We start from the raw sequence: 4,953 nt of genomic DNA, 5'->3' as shown, positions 1-4,953 counted from the left end.
TCGAGGATTCCATCCGTAATCCACAATTCAGAACCGTGAACGCCGTCGTTCGCGGCAAACAGAACCCCGTTGACGCGCGAAGTGAGCCATTGGGGACGCGACGAAGCGGCGCCGGGCCTTATGTCGCACACCATACGAGTTCCAGGCCGAGTGCCATCCGTACGCCACAACTCCTCACCATGCGCCCTGTCAATTGCGCTGAAGTACATATGGCGTCCATACTTGATCCACCGACGACCAAAGGTCTCCTGAGGAGCGATGCCCCCTGCACGGCCCGAACCTATTTCGGCCACAAGCGTAGTCCCTGCTTCAGTGCCGTCGGACTTCCACAGTTCCGTTCCTCGCACACCGTCGTCGGCCGCGAAGTACAACACATTCCCAACCACGGTAAGATGCGACGGATTCGAACTGCGGGCATTACCGTTTTCGTCGGTACCGGGATTGATGTCCTTCACCAAGAACGTGCCTGACTCCGTGCCGTCGGTTCGCCACAGTTCTTTACCGTGCTCGGGCTCCGACGCGGCGAAATACAGGATCTTGCTTAATGAGACGAGCTTCGCGGGCTGAGGCTCCGTCTCCCTCGATTCCAGCGGGAAGGCAGACCCAGGCCCAGGCGAAATGTCTTTCACGAGCGCGGGACCAGTTTCGCCCAGCTTAATGCGCCACAGTTCGGCTCCGTGTTGGCCAGCGCCTATTCCATCAAATGCGATAAAGTAGATGTATCCCCAGTTCCATGTAAACTGATAGGGAAATGACCCGGATAGTCCCGGGTTAATGTCCGATATCCGACGGGTACCTGATTCTGTCCCGTTAGTTTCCCACACTTCGTATCCAGAACTTGGTTCCCAGGCTGAGAAGTACGCCTCGGACCCAGTCGACATGTACAGCCGTGGTGCGTTCGGGCAATTGGCAAAACTCTTCAGTGTGGAAACCTGGTAATTCTCGGCATTGAATAGGCAAACACTGTAAGTGCCAGGATTGCCTCCATCAAACCCAGTGAACACGATGGAGTCGAAATATCCAATGGCGGCAGTATCATTCACAAGCGATAGACCACTTGCAGGCCCTGGAGCAAGGTCAGCCAACTGCTCGAACTGCCCCCAAGATCGAAATGCGCTCAGCGCTAGAACAATAATGAACATCCCAGCCACGTGAAGAACGTTGATTCCCCTCCCCGTCCTGAATCCGATCATGGCAGATACCCCCTACTTCAGGTCTGTCGATCGCGCTTCCCCCAGAAATCGATGTGCCAGATAAGTATGAAAATCCCATGAAGCACGACGTCACTCTAGCGGAAGCAATATATAATTACAAATAAAAACTGAACCAAAATGTCATTATCTTGTTTCGCTCGAAACCAAGACGCGCTAAACTCAGTGCGATTCGGTCACTTTCCTGCCAGGACTGTCGCATCCCCAAGTGGCGCGAATCCGGTCACGCGCAGAGGGCAAATTGAAATTTTATTCGAATCGCGTAGCAATAATCTAAATTTTTCTTTACTTCGCTTCCATCCTGTGGTATATGTAGTTCATGGACGCGATGAAGCCAGTCTCCGGTTCGTGCCCGTATTGCGGCGGGGGGATGCGCACCTCGGCGATGTCCTGCCCCTCGTGCAACGTAGAGATCCGGGGGCGGTTTCGCGAAAGCCTGTTCCTGCAATTGTCGGACTCGGAACAGCAATTCCTTGAGAGTTTCCTTCTCGCCGATTTCAGCATCAAAGAATTGGCCAATCGTACCGGAATGGGGTACCAGGCAATTCGCACCCGGCTCGACAAGCTCATAGAGACCTACCAAGGCCTGCGCAATTCCGAGGATCAGAAGAAACGCATCCTGGACCGGGTGGCGCAAGGGGAAATCAGCGCGACCGAGGGGGCGCGTTTAATCAGAGGACTCGACCATGGACGCAGCTAGCGCACACATCACCTCGCTCGACCAACTCGACGCCATGCTCGCCAACGGCCACATTTCGGAGGAAGACTATGCCGTGTTACGGCAGGCCGTGGTAAGGCCTCCCAGTAATCGTATCCCGGCACAGGAGTCCGCGCGCAGGCCGCGCTGGGGCAAGTCCTGGAAGAACCGCCAAGTGGGCGGTGTCTGCGGCGGCATAGCGGAAGCGATGGAGATCGACGCGTGGACCTTGCGGCTCGTGTTCGTGGCCGCCATGCTTTTCACGGGAGGCAGCGCCATCCTTGTCTATATCCTGCTGTACTTTGTGCTGCCGTGGAAGGAGGATGAAGAGCACCTCGTGTGGCGGTTTCCGGCAGGACTCGCGATAGCGCTGTTGGTGCTGTGGCCTACCTATTTGATGATTTTGGGCAGTCAGATTTCGTCATTATCTCGAATCCTGAACTCCCGTGGCCAACAAATTCCCGCCGCAATCTCATGGTTGATTCAGACTCAGGACAGGCTCTTGACGATGAATGGAATCATCATCCAGACCGGCGTGCTCCTCGTTGTCTTGTTCCTCTACATGCTGTCTCCCCCCGACGGGAAAGTCCGGAAAATCATCACCTGGGCCGTGTGCGGCGTGCTAATCATCCCCATCGTGACGATATTGGGCGCGTACTGGAGCGAAATCGGGCGCAATTTATGAAATAGGTAAACGCGGTATTGTCGCCGCTTGACGCGAGTCGATACGTTACCGTCTGCGGCACACCAGTTCCCCTTTGCCGATGGGCACGACCATCGCATCCACGCGCGTATCGCTTAGCGCGCGGTCCAGCATGGGCTGCAACGCGGCACGATGATTGATGGCATTATCCGCGACAAGAATTCCCCCCGGTCTCAGCCTCGGAATGACCAACTCATAACAATCGGCGTAGACATCCTTTTCCGCGTCCAAGAAGCAGAATGCAATATCCGAAAACGATTCGAGGTATTCTCGCGCATCGCCCAGAACGAGTTTCACCGTAGACTCCAACCCAGTGATGCGAAAGGTCTCTTCCGCGAGTCTCGCTTTCTCCGGGAGTACTTCGAACGTGGTTAGCGTCTCACCTTTCTCGCGGCACGCCAACGCCAGCCACATGCCCGAGTAGCCCGCGCTCGTCCCAATCTCAATGTGCGGTCCGGCAGGCGCCATCGCTGCAAGCAGTGCCAGGAATCGTCCCGTCTCCGGCGGGACCTGACGAAGTCGCTGCATACGGCTCGTGCCATCAATCCGGTCGTGCACATCGATAGTCTCCAAATGGGCCATGCGCTCCAACACTTCTGCCGGAATGTCGTGAAACATCGCTTCTCCCTTTTGCAGCCCAGACTTCAGCGCAACCGACAACGCTACGCTCCATTGTTCCTCTCGAGTATGCGTAGAACAGACATCGCTACTTGCCTTTACTGATCCGATCGGAGGTAGAATGTCATCTCATTGTACTGGCACGGCGTGTGTTGGGGGGTTGTTCAAGAGTTGGCCGTCGGCAACTGGGGGACCTCACATGGCTCGTAAAGTATGTACTCGCCTCCGTTGGATGACACTACTAACACTTGCCGGTTTGTTTAGTGTCGCTTGCTTGCCCGGTTGCACGCCATCGTCCGAAAGCCCCGCGCCCGAATCGAAGCCCGAAACTCTTGCCGGATCGTGGGTGAGTGTCGATTTCGTGCGTACCATCGACGAATTCACTCCGGGACAGAAATCGTGGCAAGGCGATCTGTTCCTCAAAGACTTCACTGCAGAAGATGGCGGGACCACGTCGCAGGGTTGGACTTGGAGCGACGGCTGGGTTACGCACTCCAACGGCCGCACCCGCTATCAGTACACGATCAAAGACATCGGCGGCACGGCCTATCTCTTTCTTCCGTGGCTCAGCGGCGATGTGACCGAGCGCGGTATGGCGCCCCTCTACTATGTGCTCACACGCGCAGGCGCCGCGCCCGCTTCTACCGCGCCGTCAACACCGGCCCCGCCCCCTCCTGCAGCAACCCCGTCGAAGCGTTCCATAGCCGGATCGTGGATCAGTGTCAGCTTCGTGGAGAAAATTGACGACTTCAAACCCGGCCAAATCTCACCACCGGATCAACTCTTCCTGAAAGACTTCACTGCCGACGTGAGCGGAGGCACTTCGCTTGGATGGACCTGGACCGAAGGGTGGATCACCCACAGCAACGGGCGCACGCGAGCCCAATACACCATCAAGGACATTGCGGGGGCGTCGTATCTTTTTCTGCCGTGGCTTAGCGGCGATGTGACCGAGCGCGGTATGGCTCCTCGCTACTATGTGATGATCCCATCCGGACCGGCGCCCGCCGCGCTCAGGGGAACGGGGACTGCCTCGGCGCCGCCCGTGCAGTCCGCGATGAGCAGCGGTTCCTTTCAGACGATTCGACCGGTGAGCGCCGTTGGCGAGTTCGACGATGTGCGGTGGAAAGATCTCAAGGCGCTGAACCTCGCGGAGCGCACGGGGTTGATTGCCACGCTGAATTTCAACCAGAAGACAGTGTGGCCGCCCGACCCGGCGATGCCGCCGGGCAAGACGCCCAAGGCTTTCCTGCACGACGCCATGGACCCCGGACTTGGAATCCGGGGTCTTCATCGTCAGGGGATCACCGGCGAAGGCGTCAACGTTGCGATCATCGATCAGCCCCTCTACGACGACCATCCGGAGTTCAAGGGCAAGATTGCCGCGTACCACGACGTCGGGTGCAAATCCGAAAGCAGCATGCACGGGCCTGCCGTGGCAAGCCTTCTCGTGGGTCGCAACTGCGGCACTGCGCCCGGCGCGCGACTTTACTTCGTTGCAGCGCCCTCGTGGACCAAGGACACCGCGTATCAAGCCAAGGCGCTCGATTGGATCATTGAACAGAACGCGTCACTACCGGACGGACAGAAGATACGAGTCGTGTCCGTATCCGCGTGCCCGTCCGGCGAGGGTTCGCCGTTCACGATGAACACCGAACAATGGGACGAGGCCTACGCGCGCGCCGAGGCTGCGGGGATGTTGGTATTGGACTGCACGCAACAAC

5 protein-coding genes are annotated in these 4,953 nt (G+C 57.5%); 3 read left to right on the top strand and 2 right to left on the bottom strand.

Annotated features, from left to right (window positions below; genetic code table 11):
* Positions 1–1,193, bottom strand: a 1,193-nt coding sequence (locus K1Y02_25315) for a hypothetical protein (protein ID MBX7259700.1), incomplete at its 3' end; no start/stop codon positions are given.
* A 337-nt stretch (positions 1,194–1,530) separates the two neighbouring features.
* Here K1Y02_25315 and K1Y02_25310 point away from each other — a divergent pair.
* Complete coding sequence (locus K1Y02_25310) at positions 1,531–1,911, top strand: DUF2089 domain-containing protein (protein ID MBX7259699.1); 381 nt, start codon at positions 1,531–1,533, stop codon at positions 1,909–1,911.
* Positions 1,898–2,593, top strand: coding sequence for a PspC domain-containing protein (locus tag K1Y02_25305; GenBank protein MBX7259698.1), 696 nt, complete (start codon positions 1,898–1,900; stop codon positions 2,591–2,593). Before K1Y02_25310 ends, K1Y02_25305 begins: the two co-directional genes overlap by 14 nt.
* Positions 2,594–2,638: 45 nt before the next feature.
* Here the strand turns inward: K1Y02_25305 and K1Y02_25300 are convergent, their stop codons facing one another.
* The gene (locus K1Y02_25300; GenBank protein MBX7259697.1) at positions 2,639–3,229 is read right to left on the bottom strand and encodes an O-methyltransferase; all 591 of its coding nucleotides are present in this window, start codon (positions 3,227–3,229) and stop codon (positions 2,639–2,641) included.
* A 199-nt stretch (positions 3,230–3,428) separates the two neighbouring features.
* Here K1Y02_25300 and K1Y02_25295 point away from each other — a divergent pair.
* Positions 3,429–4,953 (top strand): hypothetical protein (locus K1Y02_25295; GenBank protein MBX7259696.1); only part of this gene is annotated, 1,525 nt, incomplete at its 3' end.

It is taken from the genome of Candidatus Hydrogenedentota bacterium (assembly GCA_019695095.1).
Lineage (GTDB): Bacteria > Hydrogenedentota > Hydrogenedentia > Hydrogenedentales > SLHB01 > JAIBAQ01.
This window is presented reverse-complemented; position numbering and strand designations above follow the sequence as displayed.